Here is a 21,721-nt window from a genome sequence, read left to right on the forward strand (position 1 = left end):
ACCCACCTAAAGAAATCTTTTAGATAGAAATTTCCCAACTCCTACTATATAATATAGTTATGCGGATTTTAGAAAAAACAATTGCTTACTTTGCCAACCGACATCTTTTAACTAACCTAATGTTTGTGGTCGTCTTTATCGGCGGCGTTATCGCCTGGAACAATACCGGCAAAGAAGAACTGCCGGATATTGAATTTGACCACGCCCATGTATCGGCTCGCTATCCGGGAGCCACCGCCGAAGAAGTTGAACATTTTCTGACCAAACCCCTGGAAGAACAAATTAAAGGCCTCGACGGTGTCTACCGAGTAAACAGCACCTCCAGCGACGGTGGGACTAGTATCAGTGTTGACTTCGAACAAAACTACCCCGACCTTGACGAAGCAGTGATGGAATTAAGAAATGCCGTGCTTGACACTGACCTACCTGATGATGTTACTGATGAACCAGAAGTAAACATCTGGAAAACTACTAAAATGGCAATCATTGATCTTGCCTTAATCGATACCCGAAAACACCTCCTTGATAAACCATCTCGGCAACGGCTGCAACAATATGCTTACACTCTTGAGCAACAACTGCTGAATATGCCTCAGGTAAACAGCGTGGAAAAATCCGGCTACCATCAGGAAGAAATAAAAATAATGATCAAGCCGGATAAATTAAAACAGTTCGATATTCCTTTTAACACTGTATTACGGGAAGTTAAAAATAACCACATCCGCCAGCCAGCCGGAAACCTGGAAGCAAAAAATGAACCAAAGATTACCCTCCTCTCAGAACTGGATACCGCTGAAAAATTAAATCAGCTGATAATCCAAGGCGGCTTTGAAGGCCAAGTAGTAAGACTCAAAGAAGTAGCAGATATCGAATATGGATTCGAAAAAAATAATTCCATATCCAAAGTCAACGGCCACGAAGCAATAACACTCAGGGTAGTCAAAAACAGTTCTTACGGTATCCTAGAAGCTATTGAAGCTGTAAAAAAACAGGTTAAAAATTTTCAAAATACCAGCTTGCAGAATACCGATATCCAGCTAGTCAGTCTTGATGATGAATCAGTAGATTTAAAAAACCGTTTATCGATCGTAGTAACTAACGGTGCTATCGGTTTTATTCTAATTTTAATCAGTCTGTTTTTCTTTTTGAATTTTCGCTCAGGTCTCTGGGTAGCTATGGGCATACCCTTTACCCTCTGTTTTTCAATGATTTGCGTAGCCATGGCCGGCTATACTATCAACAACATAACTTTAGCGGCGGTAATAATTGTTTTAGGCATGATCGTTGACGATGCTATTGTGGTATCAGAAAATATCAGCCGCCTGCGTCTACAAGGTATACCCGACGAAGAAGCGGTAGTCAATGGCACGGCTTTTGTTTTTCTGCCGGTAGTAGCCAGTATCTTAACCACCTGTATTGCTTTTGTGCCGCTGTTTTTTTTTCAAGCCCGCTTCGGCAAAATGTTGGTATTCATCCCGCCGATAATCTTTTTTATGCTCGGAGCCAGCCTCTTTGAATCTTTATTCATCCTCCCTGGACATATGCATCTTAAAGTTCCGATTTTTAACCAGCTGGTAAATCGGTTTAAGAAAAATAAATCTAAGCCCTTAAAAACTAACTGGTTTAACAAAGTAGAAGATATGTACGGCGGGATCCTTAAGCGGCTGCTACCTTTTAAATGGCTCATCTTTATCGGCTTTATCGGCCTTTTGATATTTTCCGGATTCATCATCAAGACTAAGATGAAATATGTAATGTTTCCCGACGAAGAGACGCGTGAAATCAGGATCTCTGGCGAAGCACGCCTTGATGCTGACCGCTATGAAACTGCTGAGCTAACCCAAAAAGTAGAAGAAATGATTCTGTCCTACTTAGGAAAAGAAGTGATCGGTTTTCGCACTCAAATAGCTAGAAACCGCTGGGGAAGAGCGATCCAGGAAAATAAATTTCAGATGCGTATTGAGATCCTGCCCAAAGAAAAACGTAAGAAATCTGCCGACCAACTGATTAAAGAATGGGAAAATAAATTCTCAGGAATAAGCGGCCTGGTCAATCTAAAAGCCTCTAAGAGCCGCTGGGGACATTCTAGCGGTAGTCCGATAGAGATAATCGTCCAGGAAAACAATGATCAGACCAGAAAAAAAATAGTTGAAAAACTGGTTGAAGCGATGAAAAACCACCCGGGGCTAGAAAATGTAGAAATAGATGAACCTTTGGAAAATCCCGAATATAAAATAAGTCTTAACCGGGAAAAAATTAAACGCCTCTCGATAACTCCAGCTGATGTCTCATCAACCTTAAGAGCTGCCCTAGAAGGAACGATCGCTTATGAATTATTAAAAGGTGATGAAGAAGTGAATGTCCGTTTTACTGTTATCGAAGCCGCTAAAACTGATATTGAAAAAATCCTTGATATCCCGATAGAGAATGCCGGAAATTATCTGGTACCTTTGCGAAATATCGTAGAAGTCAATCAAACCCTAACCCCTAACTCCATCGAAAGAAAAGATTCGAAACGCCTCACCACTATTTTTGCTGATATAAATAGCAGCTCAAAACTCACCCCGTTAGAAATAGCCAAGCAACTTGAAGCTAAACAATTACCCGAGATTTTATCCCAATACCCCACGGCTTTAATTAACTTTGAAGGAGAAATAAAAGATACCCGTGAAAGCAAAGGTGACTTTACCGGATCAATAGTGATGGCTGTTTTGCTTATTTATATTGTCTTAGTCTTATTATTTAATTCCCTGATCAAACCGCTGATTATTATGCTGGCTATTCCTTTTGGCATCGTCGGTATAGTTTTGGCTTTCTGGCTGCATGGCAAAGTTTTATTCGGATTTTTCGCCGCAATCGGCGCGATCGGCTTAGCCGGTGTTGTGGTCAATGACTCAATAATCATGCTGGTAAAACTGGAGAAAAGCTACGATAAATCGCTAAACAAAGATCATTACAACCAGCAGATAGCTGATATTGCTAAAACCCGTTTAAGAGCCGTGGTCTTAACCACCCTTACTACGGTAGCCGGGCTTTTGCCTACTGCCTACGGCTTTACCGGCTATGATGCAATGTTAGCTGAGATGATGCTGGCTCTTTGCTGGGGCTTGATCTTCGGAACCCTGATCACCTTAATTTTAGTTCCCTGTATGTATAGCCTAATTAAACAAATGCACTTTAGACTACAAAAAACATGAAGAAAATAACTATAGTCTATTTATTTTCTTTTTTGATTTTGTTGACGGTCTACGCTCAAGAAGAACCACAAGAAATCTCCCTGGAAGAATTCATCCAGAAAGCCTGCCGTAAAGATACGGTGTTTCAGTCGATCCTTATTGATGAACTAGCCCTCAAATACCGAAAAGCGCTGACCCTTCCGGCTGGAGATTTAGTAGTCTCAATAACCAATCAATATCATACTTTTTTTAATCCCAAAGAAAACGAAATAGACAATTCCTTTTCCTTAAGTAAATTATTTCCCAACACCGGAACCACAGTCAGCGCTGACTATACTTCTTCGGTTTCAAACAGTAGCCGGGCAGTTAATTCAGAATTAGATCTTTATATTTCCCAGCCGATCGCCGAGAATGCTTTTGGTAAAGATACCCGCCTATTAGATAAACTTACCGGTATTGAAATCGATGTGGCCCAGCATCAAGTCATTGAAGCCTACGAAGACTACCTAGCCTCTTTGGTTCAGACCTATCTTGACTGGTATTCAGCCTACAAAAGCGTAGAAACAGCTGAAAATTCCTACAAAGTGAATCTGAAACTCTTAAAAAACGTTAAAGAACGCCAGCGTAACAGCATTGCCTTACCAATTGATGTTAATAAAATTAATGTCCAAGTCCTAGCTAAAGAGGAAAACCTAGTTTCCCTTAAAAATCAATATACCGAATACTTTAATCTGATCAAGCAAGCTCTACGTAGTGATGAAAATATAGAACTTAAGCCTTTAGATCCTGATTCTTACGATCAAATTGCAATTGACTTTGACAACGGCTATCAGCAATTCCGTAGCCAAAGCCGAACCTATCAGATGCTTTTGCTGTTAGAAGAAAAAAGTTCAGTTCAAGTAGCCAGAGATGCTGATAAACTCCTACCATCTATCGACTTAAAACTTGGTTACTTAATAGAGGGCGATAACCACGGGTTAAGCAATAACCAGAATACGTTCTACGGTAAAATCGAACTAGACTGGCCTTTTTTCGGCCAAAAAGAACAAGCACAGCATGAAACCTCAAAAATCGCTCAGCGCAAACAAAAGCTTAATAATCAAAGTACTTATGCTGACCTTTACACTAATCTAAAAAATATTTATGAGGCTGTCGAACGAGAAAAGAAACTAATCTCCCTGTCCGATGAAAAAATTGGCCTGGCTGAAGCTATCGTCAAAGATGAAACTAAAAACTACTCTTACGGCAAAGTGACCTTAAAAGATTATATCGATGAAATCAACAAGTTGGAAGATAATAAGTTCACTAAAATTACCCATACCATTCAACTGCGCAAGCTAATCGTCGAATGGCTGCGCTTAAACGATCTTTTGATCACTCAAGACGAAACCCTAACCTTAACTGCCCCCGAATAAAAAAGCCTGCCAAGAAATGGCAGGCTAAAAAGTTTGTAATTCGAAGACTGGCTCCCCCCAATTGGACGAATTTCGAAACTTTCTAAAAAAATTTAGATATTATTATGCAGCCGCTAACAAGAAAAAATTGGACACCATATTAATATTATCACCATAATGTATTAACAACAGTATAATTCCAAATAAAATAAATCCCAACAAGTATGAATATAATGCCCGTAATCTTCCTCGTGTATAATTCTAGCACCGCTACTTTATGGAACCATTTCGAAAAAGAAGTAACACCCGCAGCAATTCCCAAGGCAAATACAACTACAGGAATACCTGTACCTATACCATAGAAAAAAGGTAAAATAATCCCATGAGGACTCTTTAAAGCAAGAGGGATTAAGCTGCCGAAAAATAGGGCTGCCGCTATTGGACAAAAAGATAAAGCAAACACTGCCCCAAGAACAAAAGCCCCCCTGGCTCCTGATTCTGACAATGCTGTCTGCTTGTCTTTAGAAATTGAGAATCTCAAAGCATTTATTTTTAGTATATCTAGCAAAGACAATCCAACCATTAGCAAAATAGGACCCAAAATCTTATTCATGTATTTCTGCAAAAAATTAGCTACTATCGGAATACTAACCAAAGAAGTTATGATAATAGATCCTAACACCGCATAGGTAAGCATACGCCCAACAGTATAAGCAAGGCTTGATTGCAATACTTGTTTTGGATGATTTATTCTTTTTGATAGAAATGATATAGCCGCTATATTTGTAGCAAAAGGACAGGGACTTATTGAGGTGAGAATTCCAAACCACAATGCAGAAACCAATGGTAGCACAATTTCAATCATCTCTAAATATCCTTTAAGTAAGTGCTAATTTCAGTTGTGACATAGTTAAAAAATTTCTTTTTATCTCTTACATATTCCCATATTTTGGTAAGTTTCTTATGCTTTATTTCTTTGCCATCTTCAATGTATGAAATTACAAGAGTTTTTGTGTAGAGTTGGTATTCATCCACGAAATGCTTATTCTCTTTTTCTTCAATATTCACTTCCTTAAAGACCAACAAGCCCTTAACCAGCTCGTCTTTAAAATTTTCTTCAATTGCTTCCTTTGCATACTGCTCCATCTTATAACAAGTCACGCAACGTGCATTGCCGTGAAAATAATACGCAATTATTTTAGTATCTTCACCAAACGCCATTGTTATATTTATTGATAACAATGCCATTAAAATAATTAGTAGAAAAATTTTCTTTATAGCCATGTCTTACATTACCAATTGAAGCATATTGAATAAATATCCTGTAATAATTATCGCCACCGTTGTTATTCCAAAAAAGATTGTTATTAACTGCAATTTCATTGCTCTCCTTAAGATTATCGCTTCCGGAAAACTCAAGGCAGCTGTTGCCATCATAAAAGCAAGCGCTGTCCCCAGAGGAACACCTTTTTTAAATAAAACCACCGCTATCGGCACAATTGCCGCACAACTCCCATACATTGGCACACCTAAAATAGCTGCGATAGGCACTGAAAATAGGCCTGTTTTACTTATTATTGTATGTATTGTTTCTTGGGGGATATAGTTATGGATAAAAGCACCTATACCTACGCCTAATAATACCCACATCCATAATTTTTTTGTAATAGATTTGGCCTCATCTATTCCAAAAGCAAGCCTATCTCTTATCCCTTTGTAATCTACCTCTTTAATCACTTGTTTATCTTCTGAGACTAAGCCTTTAACAAGATATCTCTCTAAGTTCATCTTCCCCAGAATTACCCCTGAGAAAACACCTATTATAATTCCGCTTAATACATAAAAAAGAGTAATTTTCCATCCGAAAAAACCAAGCATTACTATTACCAAATACTCATTAATCAAGGGTGAAGTTATCAAAAAAGAAAACGTAGCCCCTAAGGGGATACCGGCTTCTAAAAAACTCAAAAAAATAGGTATAGATGAACATGAACAAAATGGAGTTATTGAACCAAAAAGCGAAGCAAAAAGATTACCGAGAACTTTCTTCTTACCAATCCAATTCTTAATCTTATTCTGAGATATGTAAGTTCTAACAAAACCGATGGCTGCTATCATGAAAAACAACAGTAATAGTATTTTAATAGCGTCATACAAAAAGAAATTAGTTACTCCTGCCAATCTTGACTCCGGGGCCAAGCCAAAAACAGAATAAACTAACCAATCTATTATCGGCTGCAGCATGATTTGCCCTTATCTTTATCCTTACTCTCACAACAAGATTTTGTTTTTGCCTTTTTTTCCATCTTTTTATCTAACTTTTCCACTAACTTACAAAAAAAACCTTTCTTCTTTTTTGAATCACTCATTTCTTCCTCCTTGTAATTTTGCAACATCCACCCTCAATCTTTATTGCTTTTATATTTACCAATGCATCACCTATTTTACTATAGGCAGAAGCAATTATTCTTGAAAAGGTAGGCCGAGATATTTTTAGTTTCTTTGCTGCTGCTTCTTGCGTCAATCCTTCATAATCAGCCAATCTTACTGCCTCAAACTCATCTAAAGTCATGTGTACCCCGTCTAATTGATTAGATGACTTACACTGTGGCCTGAAACATCTTTCTCCTGGCTCACATTTAACCCATCTGGTCTTTTTCGGTCTCATAGCTACCTCTTTATGTTATGAACATATGTTCATAACATAATATCAGCCAAAACCGCTCATGTCAAAAAAAATATCCCGAAGGAAAAATCTTCGGGATATTAAAAAATAAATATAAGCTCTAATCCAAAACTATTAAAATTATTTACCGATTATTACCTCCCACAACCTGTAACCATGTTAGCTTAATTCTTCTAAATCTTTCACCTGAATCATTGACTGATTGAACAAGTTCCACCGCCGATTTTCGACTTGTATATCTTTTTGTTATAAGGAAGCTTCATCAGCAACATTCCCATAAGGCAACTATTAGTTACCCCGGCAAAAATTAAAGCACAAGCAACCCATATTGAAATCCAAATAAAACCACTATGTAAAAAGTAAGCTAAAACTATCCCTAACAACATCAAAATTCCAGCAACAACTCTCACTTGTCGCTCCAAAGACACCGAAGACTCCCCTTTGAGGACCGGAAATTTCTGCTTTTGCCAGGCAATTAAGCCTCCCTTCATTACTTTAACCGAAACAATGCCAGACTGCAATAACATATCAGCAGCCATCGGAGAACGGTTTCCGGTACGACAAAACACTATATACGATCGATCAGTCTGACTTAAATCTTTTATTTTAGAATTCAACATATCTATTGGAATATTGATTGAATCCTTAATATGGGACTCATTAAACTCTAATGCTGAACGCACATCTAAAAACTTCAAATTAGAGTCTTTAGAAGCATACTCTTTAGCTTCACCAGCTGAAACCATCTCTAAGGTCGTAGCTTCCCCTTTCTGATTAACCCTAATGATATTATCAATATTAAATGGTTTAGGAAGCTGCTTTGAACGAGCGTCGCTGACAAACTTATCTTTACTGATTTGGCGCATAAAAGGATTATTATTTTTTTCCTTGGCAATAGTAGATGAAACCTTCCCGTTGTAGTCGTGCGAAGGAAAAATAATAGTGTCTCCCGGAAAATTCTTAAACCTCTGTAAAGTTTCAAACATTGCTTCCGGAGACCCATTTTGAAAATCGGTTCTCCCGACACTTCCGATCAGAAGAACGTCACCGGTAAATAATCGACCCTCTCCGTAAATAGCTATGGTATCATCGGTGTGACCAGGAGCATATACAACCTTAAACTGCTTTGTTGCTAAAGCTATAGTATCCCCATCTTTAAGCTTTTGATCAACTACTTCGGAAATTACTTTTTCGTGCATCAAAACAGGTACTTTAAGCAATTTCTTCAAATTTGCCGCTAAAGAAAAATGATCAGCATGAGTATGGGTATCGATTATATACTTTAAGTTTAGTTTCTTTTTTTTAAGATAATTGAGATAGTCTTCCTGAAGGCTTATATGTGGATCGATAACTAAGGCTTGATTTTGCGAGCCTAAAATATAAGAATAGCAACTTCCAGCAGTAAATTGTTTCATTGAAAAATCTTTATTCATACCCCCCCTTTTTTTTACTTAATTTAATGATAAAACTTAGTTTCAAAATGTCAAGAAACAAAAAAGCCTGCCAAGAAATGGCAGGCCAAAAAGCAAAACCCCTTGCAGTCTCAATGATTGCAAGGGGTTTAAAATTCAACTCACTAAAGAGAATTACCAACCAGGTCCATCAGGGATACCATCTCCTGAATTAGGAGCTGGACCAGGCCCATTTCCCTTTTTGCTCTTTTCTTCAGCGAAAGAACTTCCAACAGTAGCAAGGAATAAGAGTAAGATTAGGATTAAACCAGTAACTTTTTTCATACTCACCTCCTTCTAGATTATTAAACTTCTATTTATTTTATCGCATGGATTTTTCCTGTCAAATAATTAAAAAGAATGTTAAAGTCAAGCCTTTATATCTTACATTACGGCAACTTTTTAACTACTATGTCAAATGTAAAAGTGCTGACCCCTTCAGGACGACAGGCAAAAAAATACCCCCCATCAAACAACAGAAAAGCAACAACTACAAGCTCCTTGTCTAAGTCTATACCCATTATTCTTCCTAAAATACAAATTTATCAATTTATCTATAGATGTTGACCAACCCCTCCGCCTTGGTATAATAATATCGAATGAAAAACAAGATAGCTATTATTGGTGCCGGGGTTGGCGGCTTAGCTACAGCTGCCCGCTTAAGCTTTAAAGGCCACCCGGTAGAAGTCTATGAAAAACTTACCTGTTGTGGCGGCAGAGCCAATATCATAGAAGACAAAGGGTTTAAGTTTGATACCGGGCCTTCTTTTGTGATGATGCCTGACTTCTTTAAAGAAGTCTTTGACTACTGCCAAGAAGATATCAAAGCTTATCTGGACTTAAAAGTCCTGGATAAAAATTATAAAATATTTTATCCTGACGGCGATTCGCTTACTATCCATAAAGACAATCAAAAAACCGAAGCTGAACTGGAAAGGATAGAACCGGGAAGCTCTAAAGGCTATAAAAACTTTATTGTTGAAACCGGTAAAATCTATAAAGCCGTAGTTCCTCTGCTCTATCGCTGTTTCCGGCCCCAGGATGCCTTTAATCCGGCTTACTGGAAACTGATCAACAAACTGCATCTGGGAAAATCTTACTGGCAACTGGCAAAAAAGTTCTTTAAATCCGATAAACTCTGCTACGCTTTTACCTTTGAAGCTATGTTTATCGGCGTCTCCCCTTTTAAGACTCCGGCCTTTTACAGTGTGATCGGTTACACTGACCAAGTCGATAAAATCGCTCACCCCATAGGCGGAATGTACCAAATACCTAAAGCTTTAGAAAAAATGGCTTTGAAATTCGGAACAAAGTTTAACTACCAACGTGAAATAACCTCGCTAGAAGAAATCAAGGCTGATAAATTTGTGATCAATGCCGACTATTCTTTTGCTCAAAGTAAACTACTGGGAAAAAAGATCCCTGATTACGACTATTCCTGCTCAGTGCTCCTGTTCTACTGGGGAATGAAAAAGAAAATACCCAACCTCGAGCATCACAATCTTTTCTTTGCTCAAGACCTAAGAAATAACCTGAAAAATATTTTCCAAAACGGTATTGTGGGCGATGATTTTTCTTTTTATATTCACGTTCCCACAGTCACTGACCCCTCACTGGCCCCTGAAGGAAAGGATATCCTCTATATTTTAGCTCCGGTGCCGAATCTTAAAACATTTAAAGGGGATTTCAAAATCTACGAAGATAGAATAAGAAAAAAAGTTATTGCTAAAATTGAATCACTGTGCGGATTTAAAATTGAAGATTCAATTGAAACCGAACACAAGTTTTACCCCGAAGATTTTATAAAAAAATACAGTATACTCTACGGGGCTACTTTTGGCCTAGCTCACAGCTTAAAACAAAGTGCTTTTTTCAGACCGCCTAACTACACCTCTAAACAAAAAAACATTTATTTTGTAGGGGCCAGCACCCAGCCTGGGGGCGGACTACCTCCAGTTATTGCCTCATCACGAATAGTGGCTGATTTGATTACTAAGAGCTAACCCCGATCAAGGCCCTTATTTTCTCAATTATTTTTTTGGTGACTTTATCAGGAGTAGAAGCTCCGGCGGTTATTCCGATTCTTTTAGCACCTTTAAACCATTCTTTTCTTAAGTCATTATCTGACTGAACCCAATGGCTTTTCTTATTAACTGACCGTGATATTTCATATAGGCGCCGAGTATTAGCGCTGGTCTTTGAACCGATAATAACAACTACATCATTCTTAAGCGGCAAAATTCGAATCTCAGCCTGTTTTCTTCGGGTAGGAACACAGATGGTGTTAAAAAATTTTAAATCCTTAATCTGAACCCTTAAACTTTTAACTATTTTTTTTACCTTCTCGCTATTTTGAGTTGACTGCACTACCATCCCGGCTTTTTTTATTTTTTTGAGTCGGGCTAAAGATAACTTATTGCTAATAATCAAAGGTTTACGCTTAAGGTTTCCCACAATGCCTTTAACTTCATGGTGATTCTCATCTCCGATAATAATTACCACTCTGCCTTCTTTTTCCAGGCCTTGAGCTATTTTATGGATTTCTTTAACCATCGGACAAGTAGCATCAATCAGCTTATAACCTAAGCCTCTAGCCTGCTTCATGGTCTTGAGGCTGCTCCCGTGAGCCCTTATTAGCAAAACTTTACCTTTACCATTTTTTAATACTTTTACCTTTTTTATTCCTGAGGCGGCAATATCCCGGCAAACATCTTCGTTGTGAACAATATCACCGAGCATCTCTACCAAAGGATAATCTCCGGCAGACTTTAAAGCAATGTCTATTGCTCTTTTTACACCAAAACAAAATCCGGCTGATTTAGCTAGATTGATTTTAGGTTTCATCGGTATTTTCCTTCAATAATTACCTTGGCTAAGAGCCCCAATTTACCTAAGCGGCTCACCGAAGCCCGCTGGAAAAACAAATCGTAATTATTCTTTTCAATCTGATCAAGGATCGCCCCATATACCTTGCTCATCGCACAAACTACAAATCTGGAGCGCTTATCGGTTATCATCTTAATCCCTTCATCAGCCAATTGATAGTAATTTCTGGCCCGCCGAATCTGATATTTAATAAAAGTGATAAACTTATCGCTAATTTTTTCTGAACTCAAATCCTCCTGGCTCAAGCCAAAACTTTTTAGTTCATCCTGAGGTAGGTATATTCTGCCTAAGCCTAAATCCTCTTTGACATCGCGCAGGATATTGGTAAGCTGCATGGCAATACCCAGATCAACTGCCGGCTGTTTTGCCTTATTGTCCCGATAACCAAAAACCTCAAGCATGATCAAACCCACCACTCCGGCAACTTTATAGCAATAATCGTATAGCTGCTTGAAATCAGCATAACTTTTCTTTTCCAAATCTAAATGCATACCTTTTATCAATTGATCAAAATAGTTCTTGGGTATATTATATTTATCTACTGTCTGCTTAAAAGCTAAAAGCAAAGCTTCCCGGGAGCAATCCAAGCCATACGCAGAATTTATCTTTTCTTCAATCCGGCTTAATTTTTTTAAGCCGCCGTTTGCGTTATCTACGCTGTCGTCGCTTATCCGACAAATGGCATATATACTGTAAGCGGCACGCCTTTTCTCTAAACCTAGAAATTTCGAGGCAAAATAGAAGGTTTTGGCGTGTTTTTTAGTCAGCTTTTCAGCCTCTTTAAATCCTTGATCAATGACTTTACCCATTGAAACCATTTTATATTACCGACCCCAAAAAGCCAACAAGAATTTACCTTGCTAAATCCTAGATTGCTAACTAAAATATATCTGATGTCAGATTATTTAAAGGTTTTAATCCTTTCAGTTCTGGTTCCTTTTGCCTGCAGCTTCTACCGGCCACTGAGGTTTTATGAAAATCTAAAAGCCTTGCTTGTTAGTGTAGGCTTAGTGGTCCTGATTTTTGGAGCCTGGGACATCTTAGCTACAGCCCGCGGCCACTGGCATTTCAATCCTCAAGGAGTAGGATCGCTAAAAATAATTAACTTACCCCTAGAAGAAGTATTATTCTTTATAGTTATTCCTTTTTGCTGTATTTTTACCTGGGAAGCAATAAACTATATTAAAAATAAAATCCAATGAAAGAATATACTCTCTTAGCTATAAGTTCGGTGGTTTTAACTATTATCTGGAATAATTTAAGCGGAGTAAAGCTGTTTAAAAAGAAAATTTTTTATTTATTTCTTTTTATAATCTTTCTGTTTAAACTCCTAGTCAATGGAGCCCTAACTAAAACTATTGTTTTATATAATCCCGATTTCTTTTTGGGCTTAAGACTGGGCACCATCCCCCTGGAAGACTTTCTTTTTGGCTTTAGCATGGTCACTCTCTCTATAATATTCTGGGAACAGTTTAAAAAGCAATGAAAAAAATATTTTTTATTCTTATTCTTTTAATATTCTTCTCCCTGCCATTGTTTGCTTTGGACTGGATAAATCTCCACCAACAGGCCTCGACTCAAACTCTGAGTAAAAATCCTCAATCTGAAAACGAACTATACATCCAGGGATTGGTTTATCTAAACGAACATAAAGACAATGAAGCTAAAGAGGTCTTCGACAAGCTTATTTCCCAAAACAACAACCTCTTTGAAGCCCGCTGGGGCCTAGCTGAAGTCTTGCGGCGTAAAAAAGCCTTAAAACAAAGCCAGGAAATACTTGATCAAATAATCCAAACTAATCCCGGTTTCTCACCGGCCTACATAACTCTTGCCTATATAAAGTATACCCAAACTAAATTCAATGAAGCCGCAAAACTGGCTTTAAAAGTCATAAAACAAGGCCCTGAGGCATCCGATATTGATAACTTTAGCCGGGCTTACCTTATTTTTGCCGGCTCCAAAGGCTTAATCGCTTCAAAGGGCGGACCGCTCTCAAAACTGATAAATGGAACTCAGGTATTACCGAACTTAAAACGGGCTGAAAAGCTACGGCCGGACGCTCCGGAAGTCTTATTTGGCCTAGGCAACTTTTATTTCTTGGCCCCTGGTATTGCCGGCGGTAATCTGGACAAAGCCCAAGACTATTTGAAACGCTGTCTTAAAAAAGATCCCTCGTTTGCCGATGCCTATGTAAGGCTGGCTCAAGTATATAAAGCCAAAAACAATGCCGAACAGTATGAGCTCTATCTTAAAAAAGCAAAAGCCATTGATCCGCTTAACGAACTGCTCAACGATGAGCTCTCGGGAGAATGTAAGTTTAATTGCCAGACAGTAGAAGAATAAACCCGGTGGTTTAAGACTTTAGCAGTTTTTCCGGATATTTAATTAAAAAATCCTTATAGTTGCCGCTGATCGAAGACGAGTTTATCAAAGCTTGTGATCTTTTAACCAAAGAATTAATTTCTCTCTCAGCATAATCCAAGGCTCCGGATTCAGTAATAATCCGACGCACCTTTACCAAATCGTTTTGGCTTACCTTACTTTTAGCCAATAATCTTTTTATCGACATCCTAACAGCTTTGCTGCTATTCTGATAAGCTTGCCAGATAAGCAGGGTCTTTTTTGACTCCTGTAGATCAGAAAGGGTTGATTTACCGATTTTCTGCTCATCGCCAAACATACCTAAAATGTCATCTCGTATCTGAAAAGCCCTTCCCAAAAATATTCCAAACTTAAATAGTTTATCGATTTCTTTTTTAGGGGCTCCGGCTAATATCGCACCGCTAGCTAAAGGCGTAGAAAAAGTATAACAAGCAGTCTTATAATCATATATCCGATAAATATTGTCTTTAGTTATCTTTTCAATCGAATCTATTCCACCCAAAAGCTCAATAAACTCTCCTGAACCAGTGTAGATAGCCGCCTCGATAAATTTTTTTAAAGCCTTTTCCTTGCGTTCCGGGTCCTCTCTTATCGCCAGAAAAGCTTTTATAGCAATAGCATACATTACATCACCGATAACTATACTTAAATCTTGACCGCTAAATTTAACCTTCTTATAGTTTTTTAAATATTTATCCAATAATTTATGCATTGAAGGCTTACCACGACGAGTATCAGACTTATCAATTATATCGTCATGGACAAGCATGAAATCATGCATCAGCTCTATAGCCAAAGCACTGCGGTATAATCCGGCAGGTAATTTCTTACTAAATCCCGAATAGCCGACCACAAAAAGTATCGGCCTGATCCGTTTTCCTTTACGCAGGATAAAATCTTTGATTGATTTAAACAGCAGCGGTGAGATTTTGCTCAAAGAATAGGTTTTATCTATATCGGTAGCGAACTTTTTAAGCTCAAGCTCAACTTTCTTTTTTATTTTATCAGGCATTTATTTATGCTACCATATAAACATGGGCAGTTCAAATATTAAAAACTATACAAGAGCCTTAAGGCTTCCCTTTGTCACTGCTAGCCTATTTCCTTTTATTTTCGGATCATTATTGAGCTTCTCCTCCTGGCTAAACTTTATTCTCGGCTTAACTTGCGCTATCGCCACTCACCTAGGAGCCAATCTAATCAATGACTATGCCGACTCAAAATCCGGAGCTGACTGGCAAGATACAAAGTTTTACCGCTTTTTCGGCGGCTCTAAATTAATTCAGGAAGGAGTCTTTTCGGAAAAGTTTTACCTAAAAAATGCGATTTTTGCTTTTTTACTGGCCTTAGCCTGTGTTCTGATTCTAGCAGCACGATTTAAAAATTTATCAGTGTTAGGTTATTATTTATTTATCTTGTTTTTGGGCTTTTCCTATTCCCATAAACCGCTTAAATTTTCTTACCACCGCCTCGGTGAATTGATTATTTTTCTTCTTTTCGGACCGGCTCTGGTCATGGGTGCTTTATTTATCCAAACCCAACATTTTCCTACCTTGCAAGGTTTTCTGCTTTCAATACCCTTAGGAATATTTACCACGGCGATTCTTTTTGCCAATGAAATACCTGATTATCTAGATGACCGAAAAGCTAATAAATTTACTTTAGTCAGCTTGTTCGGACCGAAAAAATCATATATATTTTATTATCTTCTCTTGCTCGTGGGCTTTTCCTCAATAATTATTAATGTTATCCTAGGCTATCTGGACTGGCCGGCGCTTTTGGCTCTTGCCTTAGCCTTACTTGGTTATAAAGCCGGCAAAATATTAAAAGAAAACTACGCCGACAAAACAAAACTAATAAATTCGGCTAAAATGACCATAGCTTTACATAGCCTGGTAAGTATAATTTTAATTTTAAGTCTGATCTTATGAAAAAAATTGTTATTGTCGGTGGTGGCTTTGCCGGAATTTCAGCCGTAAAAACCCTGGCTAAATCTAAACTGGAATTAGTTCTTATCGATAAAAAGCAAAGTTGGGATTTTCTACCCTGCCTTCCCGATATCCTCAGCCAAAAAATAAATCCTGTATTTCTTACCGTAAATTTAGCTGATTTTATTAAAAAACTTGGCGGTAAATTTATCAATCAAGAAGTAAAATCGGTAGATTTGGCTCAAAAGAATCTTAAGCTAGATTCTCAAGACCTAAGCTATGACTATCTGCTTCTTTGTAGCGGAACTAAAACTAATTTTTTCGGTAACTCGGAGATGAAAAGACAGGCACTAAAACTAGACTCAATAGCAGACGCCGAGCTTATCCTTAGCCGCCTAGAAAAAGATGACTTTGATAAAATAGTCGTTATCGGTGGTGGTTATACCGGAATTGAAATTGCCACTAACCTGCGACAGCGTCAGGCTAAACCGATCAGCATTATCGAAAAATCACCCAACCTGCTCGGTACTCTGCCTCAATGGATGAAAGATTACGTTAAAGCTAATCTTGATAGATTAAATATTGAAGTCCTGGCTTCTTCTGAAATCAGCCAGATTCCCAAAAGAACTTTGCTGATCTGGTCAGCCGGAGTAAAATCAGACGACTACATCTTTAACTTAAAACAAAACAAAACTCCCCAGGGAAGATTAAAGGTGGATAAATACTTAAAAATAACCGACAACTGCTTTGTGGCCGGCGACATAGCTAACTTTGATTATCGCAGCCGGCCCTTAAGAATGTCTATACAATTTGCTATTACTCAAGGCAGACTAGCTGCAAGAAATATCATAAACAGCATCAAAGGCAAACCTCTAACCGAATACAAACCTAAGGATTTAGGCTATGTTATACCCATGCCCAACAACAAATCCTGCGGTTTAGTCTTGGGCTTGAGAGTAAAAAGCCGCTTAGCCACTTTTCTCCACTATTTTATGTGTATTTTTCGCTCGGAAAGTTTTAAAAATAAGCTGGGAATAATTAAAAATCTTATAAAAGGAGGTGCCTGATGAAAAGCTATGCGACTCTGCCTCTGCGCCTGGCTCTTGGAGCAGTGTTTATTTTTCACGGCCTACAAAAAGCCTTTGGGCTATTTGGCGGACCAGGAATAAAAGGTTTCTCAGGAATGCTTGCTGGACTAGGCTTTCCTTTTTCGGAAATCATGGCAATTCTAGTTGCCTACGTTGAGCTAATCGCCGGAATCCTTTTAGTTTTGGGGGTTCTAACAAGAATCTCTTCTCTATCACTTTTAATAATTATGATAGTTGCCCTGCTTAAAGTCCATCTAGCTAAAGGTTTTTCGATTATGAACGGTGGTTATGAATATGATCTGGTTCTAATTTTGATTTGTCTTTCGCTAATCATCTCCGGAGGCGGAAAATTAAGTTTAGGCCAAAAACTAAATAAATTAAAAAATCTTTAAAATAAAGTTACAATAAGTTAAATCTTACAGCCACAATTTTTTCTTTTTAATATCTTTACCTGCTCTTTATAGGAATCTATAAATATACACTGCTTTTTTGAGCCGGTAGCTAATTTTCTATCAAGGTCGCTCTTATGCCTATATCCTCTATTGGCCATCTCCGCAACAAGTTTATTGTGCCGCAAATATAACGAAGCCAATTTACACTTCCATCTAAGCGTCTCCGGATGCCGAGAGTATCCTTTTTTATTCTTAGTTAGAATAGACCAAATAGCATGTAATTCCCTATGCTCACCTAGAAGATGATTGCGACAAAGTTTTTTTGGAGGTATATCCCAAATTCTCATAATTAAAAGCTTGATTCTTCACAGCCTTTTCTGCTATTTCTACCGCCATTACCCGCCAACAACAAAAACAAAAAAGCAACCCTAGGTAGAGAGCAGTAAAAAAGTTTAAGATATTTTGTTGCGAAATAATTAAAAACTAACTTTGTAAGTAACCGATCCGCCAAGTTCGTAAAAGTCTTCTTTAAGCTGAGTTTCTAAATCAACCAAAAGAGTGGTATTTTTCTTGTTGAAGAATTCAAAACGGGAACCGACATTAAAGCTTGAGGGTGCCGGTCGGTAGCCTGAAGTTTCAAAAGAAGCCCCACCGCCCTCAAAACTGGCTAAAGACTGCTGTTTTTCATTCACCACACTGTAGAAATAACGAAAACGAAGCTCGGGAGTGAACAGCATCTTCTCGCTCTCAAAAACCTTACTCAACCTAAGACCTCCGCCCAGCTGTAAAGTTTGGTAATTCTGAGACTCAACGCTGAGATTCAGCGCTCCGGCTCCAGTCTCAGTATAATCATCGAGCTCGAGATTAGTGTAGCTTAAAGCTAAAAGCGGAATGATCTCGAAATTCTTCTTTTTCAACTTATAGCCGCCTTCCAGGTAAGCTGAGAGCTGCTGGCCATCGTAATCAGCATTAGCCGTCCTTTCGATAGAACCGACAGTTACCTTTCTCGAATTATTATATTCACTGTAGCCGTAAGTCAGCACTGCATCAAACAGATAAGGCTTATCCGGATGGCTATATTCTCCGTAAAGGCCGGTCTGATAACTTGTTATCCGAGTGCGCTCTTCGTTATCTTTTGACCTGATCTTACCTTCGCTAAACCCTTGGTCTATACCCAAGCGTAAAGAATTATTCAAAAACCCGTGGTCAAAGCCGATAACATTACCCCAAAGCTTAGCCCGGTAACCCTTACTTGCACCACGCTCACCCTGCCGGGCATAGCCACCATAAGACTGAAACCAGATATCGTTATTAAAAGAATCCTCTAATGAGTCTTCCTCAAGGCTATCTTCCTCGATCTTTGAATCTTGTAAACGCAATACCGTGGTCCTGACAAATTTATCCAGGGAACCGTTTGAGGTATTGATTACTCCCCTGTTAGCAGAAAGGCCCATGTCGTTCTCGGCCGAAGCTACGCCACCACCAGATAAAGCTTCGAGAGTATTAAGAATCGTGGTCATGTCCGAAGAAGGATTGCTTATATTATCGAGAACCCGACCGACAGCAGCTGAATTAGAGCTGGAAGCCTGGCTTTCAAACCCAGAGGTTGACCGGTCAGCAGTTAAAACCAAGTTGCCTCCGGAATTTGACGCGCTAAATGACACCCGAGAGTTACTTGAGGTAACTGTAGTCGGAGCATTCCCTATTCCTGAACCATTAGTATCGATAATAGTAAAGGTTGCATTTGACGGTATATAGATATCATTGCTAACTGTAACCGCCACTGTACTTGCTGTATTTACCACTGCTGCGGCACCAGAAGTTATCCTGCCTGAGGTTGAAGGCGTATCAACGGTCAGGTTAAGGGTAGTCCCTGATCCTTGAGTATAAATGCCGGTACCGCCAAGAGTAAGAGTATTGGCTCCCAAGCCCAAACTGCCGGCATTATCTAAAGTAAGGTTTCCGGTAATTGTGCGGCTGCCAGTAAGATTTAAAGTTCCGCCGTCTCCTGCCGAATCTACAGTAGTAGTTACGGCCGCCAGGTTATGCCCTAGAAAAAGTGTACCCTCCCCGGGCAGACGTCTGACTGCGGCTCGATTCGCTATGAATTCCGCATAGAAGTCACCAGACCCAGCAAAAATCACGCCAGAATACGCCTGATTCCGACGGATTCCGAGGATCCGAAACAAAGCCCTGCCTTTGCCCTTGAAGCTCAAGGGTGCCAAAATAGCCTTAAATACGCCTTAAAATAATGAGAATTTTTGAGGGGTTTTATGCCCAGAAAGGGCTATATGCTGTTTAGCGGGGTGCAGTTAATATGCGACCGGTTTTTAAGGTAGGAAAAGTCGCCTAACTTGTTGTAGAATGGACACTTACTCAAAACAACACTTTTTGCCATGAAAGGAGCTTTTGTATCATGAACCACACCCAATCTTATACCATAAACGGCTGTATATTCCAAGAGTTTTTACTGCTTCTGGGCAGGGTTGTCCACAGTGACCTGATCCGGCAGATGGAGTACCTGAAAGTGGAGAATGAGGTTCTGCGGACCAAATGCCCGAAACGGATAACCACAAGCCCGGCCGAGAAACGTAAGCTCATCAAATACGGCCTTGCCTGCAGGGGCAGAATAAAAGGCATTATATCCATCGTAAGCTATTCTACCTTCAGGCGCTGGGTAAATGGCGATATCCGCAATAAATATAAGCCTTCCAAGCAAGGCACGCCCAGAAAGACCACACAGGAAATAATAGACCTTATAGTACGCCTTGCCCGGGAAAACTGCGACTGGGGCTATGGCCGGATAATGGGCGAGTTAAAGAAACTAAACATCATCAGACTGTCCCGGAATACCATAAAGGCCATAATGCGCCAGAACGGCCTTGATCCGGCACCAATAAGGGCCCATGACTCATGGGATGCCTATATAAAGCGCCATTTCGAAACCTTATGGGCTTGTGACTTCTTTACCAAGACCATCTGGACAGCCATGGGGCCCAAGCTATTCCATGTATTATTCTTCTTGAATATCAGAACCCGGAAGGTCCATATAGCCGGTATAACAGAAAAACCTAAAAAGGAATGGGTGATGGAAGCGTCAAAGACGGTATCGTTTCTATTCAAAGATAAGACCAAGAAGCTCCTTATTCGAGACGGTGATGCTAAATTCCCGAAAGAGTTCAATAGCCTTTTCAAAGACTGTAATACAAAAGTCAAAAAGATACCGCACCGGTCACCGAATCTTAACCCTTATGCCGAAGGCTTCGTGGGAACCATAAAAAGGGAATGCACGGATCACTTCTTCGTGTTCGGCGAACGTCACTTCGAATACCTTGTCCGGGAATACGTCAAATACTATAATACCAAACGTCCGCATTCCGGCCGGGATAACCGGCCCCTTGAATATCATTCGGAGAAATCAACCGGCAAGCTCAAATGCGACTCACGCCTGGGTGGGATGATTAAGCATTATTATTGGGGGTAACGGAAGGTCACAGTAACTCATCCTCATTAATGTAACGAAATATAGCAGTGTCATTCGAAGCTTTCATTGCGTATTCGTTTTCTAATCGATATCGTGCCACACACTGGAGAAAAGAACCAATGTCATGAAGATGGCGAACTTGATCCCATGAATCCAACTTTAAATCAATGCCATAACCAGGCTTTCTAACAATATGAGCAATGCTGTGTCTAATCGAATCCTTCACGTATTCTCCGGCACTCACATTATTAGTATTTTGATCATGAAGAAAAATTCTATTGGCTGTAAAACGAGTTATAGTTTCACGCATATACTCTAACTCTCGAGGCCAATTACCAACAAGATTATTAATATAAGCAACGGCCACACTTTCATCTGCGCTGGGATATACCAAACAATGCCAGAAAAAAAGAATTTGCAAATAAATATTATTTGAGCTATTTGCTTCCCGATATAAACGGGCTAACTGGATTTGCTCCGGTGTACTCAAAAGAGATATTGTATAGAATTCGTCCATGGATTCACTGGCATTTATCGACCTTTTGACGGAAAAACGAATGTTAACCTTGTTTAGTTTAGCGTCTACCTGCGAACTTATCCCGGAGTGCGTTATAACCCGAGCATTATTAGCAAAGGTAAAAGCGGAAAGAAATTCAGTCATCAGCTCAAACATCTTCGGTTGGCTACTGCCCTTGGGAATCTTGCATACCAGATCGTCAGTTTCATTGCTCTTATAATGAGGCACATATTTAAAATCAACATCCTTATAACGAAAATAATATACATCCTTGCGGAAAGCTATCGATATGTCTACTCCGATTGCATAAATCATATTAATTCCATGATATAAAGGT

At 39.1% G+C, this 21,721-nt stretch carries 23 protein-coding genes; 10 read left to right on the top strand and 13 right to left on the bottom strand.

The window, feature by feature from the left end:
• Window positions 1-59: 59 nt before the first annotated feature.
• On the top strand, window positions 60-3,197 hold the full coding sequence (locus K9L86_05340) for an efflux RND transporter permease subunit (GenBank protein MCF7908273.1): 3,138 nt from the start codon (window positions 60-62) through the stop codon (window positions 3,195-3,197).
• Window positions 3,194-4,591, top strand: coding sequence for a TolC family protein (locus K9L86_05345; GenBank protein MCF7908274.1), 1,398 nt, complete (start codon window positions 3,194-3,196; stop codon window positions 4,589-4,591). The genes K9L86_05340 and K9L86_05345 overlap by 4 nt, the downstream gene beginning before the upstream one ends.
• 148 nt (window positions 4,592-4,739) lie before the next feature.
• Here K9L86_05345 and K9L86_05350 read toward each other — a convergent pair whose 3' ends face one another.
• The 7 genes from K9L86_05350 to K9L86_05380 all read right to left on the bottom strand — a co-directional run bounded on the left by K9L86_05350 (window position 4,740) and on the right by K9L86_05380 (window position 8,992).
• A complete protein-coding gene (locus K9L86_05350) occupies window positions 4,740-5,435 on the bottom strand; it encodes an aromatic aminobenezylarsenical efflux permease ArsG family transporter (protein MCF7908275.1) in 696 nt (231 codons plus the stop codon).
• Window positions 5,436-5,437: 2 nt separating this feature from the next.
• Complete coding sequence (locus K9L86_05355) at window positions 5,438-5,791, bottom strand: nitrophenyl compound nitroreductase subunit ArsF family protein (GenBank protein MCF7908276.1); 354 nt, start codon at window positions 5,789-5,791, stop codon at window positions 5,438-5,440.
• A gap of 66 nt (window positions 5,792-5,857) precedes the next feature.
• Window positions 5,858-6,814 carry a permease gene (locus K9L86_05360; GenBank protein MCF7908277.1) on the bottom strand — a complete coding sequence of 319 codons (957 nt, stop codon included), beginning with the start codon at window positions 6,812-6,814 and terminating at the stop codon, window positions 5,858-5,860.
• Window positions 6,799-6,939: a hypothetical protein gene (locus K9L86_05365; protein ID MCF7908278.1), complete on the bottom strand. Its 141-nt coding sequence runs from the start codon at window positions 6,937-6,939 to the stop codon at window positions 6,799-6,801. The genes K9L86_05360 and K9L86_05365 overlap by 16 nt, the downstream gene beginning before the upstream one ends.
• Window positions 6,936-7,238 carry a DUF134 domain-containing protein gene (locus K9L86_05370; GenBank protein ID MCF7908279.1) on the bottom strand — a complete coding sequence of 101 codons (303 nt, stop codon included), beginning with the start codon at window positions 7,236-7,238 and terminating at the stop codon, window positions 6,936-6,938. Before K9L86_05370 ends, K9L86_05365 begins: the two co-directional genes overlap by 4 nt.
• Window positions 7,239-7,447: 209 nt before the next feature.
• Window positions 7,448-8,689 carry an MBL fold metallo-hydrolase gene (locus K9L86_05375; GenBank protein ID MCF7908280.1) on the bottom strand — a complete coding sequence of 414 codons (1,242 nt, stop codon included), beginning with the start codon at window positions 8,687-8,689 and terminating at the stop codon, window positions 7,448-7,450.
• 153 nt (window positions 8,690-8,842) lie between these two features.
• Window positions 8,843-8,992 (bottom strand): hypothetical protein, encoded by a 150-nt coding sequence (locus tag K9L86_05380; protein MCF7908281.1) that lies wholly within the window; start codon window positions 8,990-8,992, stop codon window positions 8,843-8,845.
• 314 nt (window positions 8,993-9,306) lie between these two features.
• On the opposite strand from K9L86_05380, the gene crtI reads away from it, so the two are divergent.
• Window positions 9,307-10,710: a phytoene desaturase gene (crtI, locus tag K9L86_05385; protein ID MCF7908282.1), complete on the top strand. Its 1,404-nt coding sequence runs from the start codon at window positions 9,307-9,309 to the stop codon at window positions 10,708-10,710.
• On the opposite strand, the gene ispH is transcribed toward crtI, so the two are convergent.
• Both ispH and K9L86_05395 read right to left on the bottom strand, forming a co-directional pair.
• The gene (gene ispH, locus K9L86_05390) at window positions 10,700-11,551 is read right to left on the bottom strand and encodes a 4-hydroxy-3-methylbut-2-enyl diphosphate reductase (protein MCF7908283.1); all 852 of its coding nucleotides are present in this window, start codon (window positions 11,549-11,551) and stop codon (window positions 10,700-10,702) included. The two genes, crtI and ispH, sit on opposite strands and share 11 nt — an antisense overlap.
• Window positions 11,548-12,402 carry a phytoene/squalene synthase family protein gene (locus K9L86_05395; protein ID MCF7908284.1) on the bottom strand — a complete coding sequence of 285 codons (855 nt, stop codon included), beginning with the start codon at window positions 12,400-12,402 and terminating at the stop codon, window positions 11,548-11,550. Before K9L86_05395 ends, ispH begins: the two co-directional genes overlap by 4 nt.
• 84 nt (window positions 12,403-12,486) lie before the next feature.
• On the opposite strand from K9L86_05395, the gene K9L86_05400 reads away from it, so the two are divergent.
• From K9L86_05400 to K9L86_05410, 3 genes are read left to right on the top strand one after another with little or no spacing between them, the layout of a single operon-like run.
• The gene (locus tag K9L86_05400) at window positions 12,487-12,795 is read left to right on the top strand and encodes a lycopene cyclase domain-containing protein (protein ID MCF7908285.1); all 309 of its coding nucleotides are present in this window, start codon (window positions 12,487-12,489) and stop codon (window positions 12,793-12,795) included.
• Window positions 12,792-13,079 carry a lycopene cyclase domain-containing protein gene (locus tag K9L86_05405; protein ID MCF7908286.1) on the top strand — a complete coding sequence of 96 codons (288 nt, stop codon included), beginning with the start codon at window positions 12,792-12,794 and terminating at the stop codon, window positions 13,077-13,079. Before K9L86_05400 ends, K9L86_05405 begins: the two co-directional genes overlap by 4 nt.
• Window positions 13,076-13,936: a tetratricopeptide repeat protein gene (locus K9L86_05410; protein ID MCF7908287.1), complete on the top strand. Its 861-nt coding sequence runs from the start codon at window positions 13,076-13,078 to the stop codon at window positions 13,934-13,936. Before K9L86_05405 ends, K9L86_05410 begins: the two co-directional genes overlap by 4 nt.
• Before the next feature lie 10 nt (window positions 13,937-13,946).
• Here K9L86_05410 and K9L86_05415 read toward each other — a convergent pair whose 3' ends face one another.
• A complete protein-coding gene (locus tag K9L86_05415) occupies window positions 13,947-14,987 on the bottom strand; it encodes a polyprenyl synthetase family protein (GenBank protein ID MCF7908288.1) in 1,041 nt (346 codons plus the stop codon).
• Window positions 14,988-15,009: 22 nt separating this feature from the next.
• On the opposite strand from K9L86_05415, the gene K9L86_05420 reads away from it, so the two are divergent.
• The 3 genes from K9L86_05420 to K9L86_05430 are packed head-to-tail and all read left to right on the top strand — an operon-like array spanning window position 15,010 to window position 17,383.
• On the top strand, window positions 15,010-15,906 hold the full coding sequence (locus K9L86_05420) for a prenyltransferase (protein MCF7908289.1): 897 nt from the start codon (window positions 15,010-15,012) through the stop codon (window positions 15,904-15,906).
• Window positions 15,903-16,970, top strand: coding sequence for an FAD-dependent oxidoreductase (locus K9L86_05425; GenBank protein MCF7908290.1), 1,068 nt, complete (start codon window positions 15,903-15,905; stop codon window positions 16,968-16,970). Before K9L86_05420 ends, K9L86_05425 begins: the two co-directional genes overlap by 4 nt.
• Window positions 16,970-17,383, top strand: a complete 414-nt coding sequence (locus K9L86_05430) for a DoxX family protein (protein MCF7908291.1) — start codon at window positions 16,970-16,972, stop codon at window positions 17,381-17,383. Before K9L86_05425 ends, K9L86_05430 begins: the two co-directional genes overlap by 1 nt.
• A 17-nt stretch (window positions 17,384-17,400) precedes the next feature.
• On the opposite strand, the gene K9L86_05435 is transcribed toward K9L86_05430, so the two are convergent.
• Entirely contained in the window at window positions 17,401-17,730 is a 330-nt protein-coding gene (locus tag K9L86_05435; protein MCF7908292.1) for a pyrimidine dimer DNA glycosylase/endonuclease V, read from the bottom strand.
• A 129-nt stretch (window positions 17,731-17,859) separates the two neighbouring features.
• A complete protein-coding gene (locus K9L86_05440) occupies window positions 17,860-19,599 on the bottom strand; it encodes an autotransporter domain-containing protein (protein MCF7908293.1) in 1,740 nt (579 codons plus the stop codon).
• A gap of 200 nt (window positions 19,600-19,799) precedes the next feature.
• Between K9L86_05440 and K9L86_05445 the strand changes: the two genes are divergently transcribed.
• Complete coding sequence (locus K9L86_05445; GenBank protein ID MCF7908294.1) at window positions 19,800-20,867, top strand: integrase core domain-containing protein; 1,068 nt, start codon at window positions 19,800-19,802, stop codon at window positions 20,865-20,867.
• A gap of 7 nt (window positions 20,868-20,874) precedes the next feature.
• Here K9L86_05445 and K9L86_05450 read toward each other — a convergent pair whose 3' ends face one another.
• Complete coding sequence (locus K9L86_05450; protein MCF7908295.1) at window positions 20,875-21,699, bottom strand: hypothetical protein; 825 nt, start codon at window positions 21,697-21,699, stop codon at window positions 20,875-20,877.
• Window positions 21,700-21,721: the final 22 nt, after the last annotated feature.

The organism is Candidatus Omnitrophota bacterium, from assembly GCA_021735655.1.
Taxonomy (GTDB): domain Bacteria; phylum Omnitrophota; class Gorgyraeia; order Duberdicusellales; family 4484-171; genus JAHKAJ01.

Coding starts and splice junctions, on each gene's coding strand:
- K9L86_05445 (MCF7908294.1), top strand. CDS start 19,800: ATGAACCACACCCAATCTTATACCATAAACGGCTGTATATTCCAAGAG.
- ispH (MCF7908283.1), bottom strand. CDS start 11,551: ATGAAACCTAAAATCAATCTAGCTAAATCAGCCGGATTTTGTTTTGGT.
- K9L86_05355 (MCF7908276.1), bottom strand. CDS start 5,791: ATGGCGTTTGGTGAAGATACTAAAATAATTGCGTATTATTTTCACGGC.
- K9L86_05340 (MCF7908273.1), top strand. CDS start 60: ATGCGGATTTTAGAAAAAACAATTGCTTACTTTGCCAACCGACATCTT.
- K9L86_05405 (MCF7908286.1), top strand. CDS start 12,792: ATGAAAGAATATACTCTCTTAGCTATAAGTTCGGTGGTTTTAACTATT.
- K9L86_05365 (MCF7908278.1), bottom strand. CDS start 6,939: ATGAGTGATTCAAAAAAGAAGAAAGGTTTTTTTTGTAAGTTAGTGGAA.
- K9L86_05435 (MCF7908292.1), bottom strand. CDS start 17,730: ATGAGAATTTGGGATATACCTCCAAAAAAACTTTGTCGCAATCATCTT.
- K9L86_05420 (MCF7908289.1), top strand. CDS start 15,010: ATGGGCAGTTCAAATATTAAAAACTATACAAGAGCCTTAAGGCTTCCC.
- crtI (MCF7908282.1), top strand. CDS start 9,307: ATGAAAAACAAGATAGCTATTATTGGTGCCGGGGTTGGCGGCTTAGCT.
- K9L86_05370 (MCF7908279.1), bottom strand. CDS start 7,238: ATGAGACCGAAAAAGACCAGATGGGTTAAATGTGAGCCAGGAGAAAGA.
- K9L86_05360 (MCF7908277.1), bottom strand. CDS start 6,814: ATGCTGCAGCCGATAATAGATTGGTTAGTTTATTCTGTTTTTGGCTTG.
- K9L86_05425 (MCF7908290.1), top strand. CDS start 15,903: ATGAAAAAAATTGTTATTGTCGGTGGTGGCTTTGCCGGAATTTCAGCC.
- K9L86_05380 (MCF7908281.1), bottom strand. CDS start 8,992: ATGAAAAAAGTTACTGGTTTAATCCTAATCTTACTCTTATTCCTTGCT.
- K9L86_05375 (MCF7908280.1), bottom strand. CDS start 8,689: ATGAATAAAGATTTTTCAATGAAACAATTTACTGCTGGAAGTTGCTAT.
- K9L86_05395 (MCF7908284.1), bottom strand. CDS start 12,402: ATGGGTAAAGTCATTGATCAAGGATTTAAAGAGGCTGAAAAGCTGACT.
- K9L86_05415 (MCF7908288.1), bottom strand. CDS start 14,987: ATGCCTGATAAAATAAAAAAGAAAGTTGAGCTTGAGCTTAAAAAGTTC.
- K9L86_05350 (MCF7908275.1), bottom strand. CDS start 5,435: ATGATTGAAATTGTGCTACCATTGGTTTCTGCATTGTGGTTTGGAATT.
- K9L86_05430 (MCF7908291.1), top strand. CDS start 16,970: ATGAAAAGCTATGCGACTCTGCCTCTGCGCCTGGCTCTTGGAGCAGTG.
- K9L86_05410 (MCF7908287.1), top strand. CDS start 13,076: ATGAAAAAAATATTTTTTATTCTTATTCTTTTAATATTCTTCTCCCTG.
- K9L86_05400 (MCF7908285.1), top strand. CDS start 12,487: ATGTCAGATTATTTAAAGGTTTTAATCCTTTCAGTTCTGGTTCCTTTT.
- K9L86_05345 (MCF7908274.1), top strand. CDS start 3,194: ATGAAGAAAATAACTATAGTCTATTTATTTTCTTTTTTGATTTTGTTG.
- K9L86_05450 (MCF7908295.1), bottom strand. CDS start 21,699: ATGATTTATGCAATCGGAGTAGACATATCGATAGCTTTCCGCAAGGAT.